The sequence below is a fragment of the Streptomyces sp. E2N166 genome (assembly GCF_003671715.1).
GTDB lineage: Bacteria > Actinomycetota > Actinomycetes > Streptomycetales > Streptomycetaceae > Streptomyces > Streptomyces thinghirensis.
Map to the genome: position 1 here is coordinate 243,498 of NZ_RAIF01000012.1, position 808 is coordinate 244,305.

Annotated in this window: 1 pseudogene; it reads right to left on the reverse strand. The window is 73.4% G+C overall.

Features of this window, described 5'->3' with window-relative positions:
• Nucleotides 1-808 (reverse strand): annotated as a pseudogene (locus EBH09_RS38695) (lytic transglycosylase); the annotation flags it as partial.

Genomic DNA, 808 nt, shown 5'->3' on the forward strand with positions numbered 1-808 from the left:
GTGGCACCGCCCGCGGTGGTCAGGCGGAGCATGAACGTGCCGGCGGTCTTGTCGGCGTACAGCTTCGGCAGCTTCAGCAGGCCCTCGGCGTCGGTCTTCAGGCCGGTCAGGGTGCGGACGGCCTTGCCGTCCGCGTCCTTGAAGTACGGACCCTTGTCGTTCTCGGTCGGGTCGAGCACCGACTTGACGAGCGTGGCGGTGACGGCGACCTCGTCCGCGGCGGCTCCCTTGTGCGTGGCCTTCACCTCGACCCGGTCCGCGAACTCGCCGCCCGGCGTGCAGGTCAGCGCGGTGTCGTCGGTGCGGGCGAGGACGTCGGCCACGCGCTCGGTGACGGTGGCCTTGTAGTCGAGGCCGGCGACGGTGCGGCCGACGACGGTGGCGCGGACGGTGAACGCGCCGGTCTTCTCACCCGCCACCAGGGCGGGCGCGACGGCCACGCCGGAGGCGTTGGTGGTGACCGCGGCGAACTTGTCGCCGCCGGTGAAGGTGGCGTCGGTGTCGCCCAGGACGGTGAAGCGGATCCGTACCTTGCCGACGGCCTTCCCGGCCTTGGTCTCGGCTCGGGTGCTGATCTTCTTGGCGAACGTGTCGCCCGCGGTCGCGGTGAGCCCCGTCGTACCGGCGTTCTCCAGGTGGTGGACCGTGTCCGTGGGGGTTTCGGTCCGGGGCGGAGCCTCCGGGCCGGTCGGGTCCGTCGGGCCGGGGCTCGGAGAGCCCGTGCCGGGGGGCTCGGACTCGTCGGGCGGGGCGGGCTTGTCCGGCTTCCCGGGGCCGGGGCTGGGACTGGGCGTTGTCGTGCCGGGGG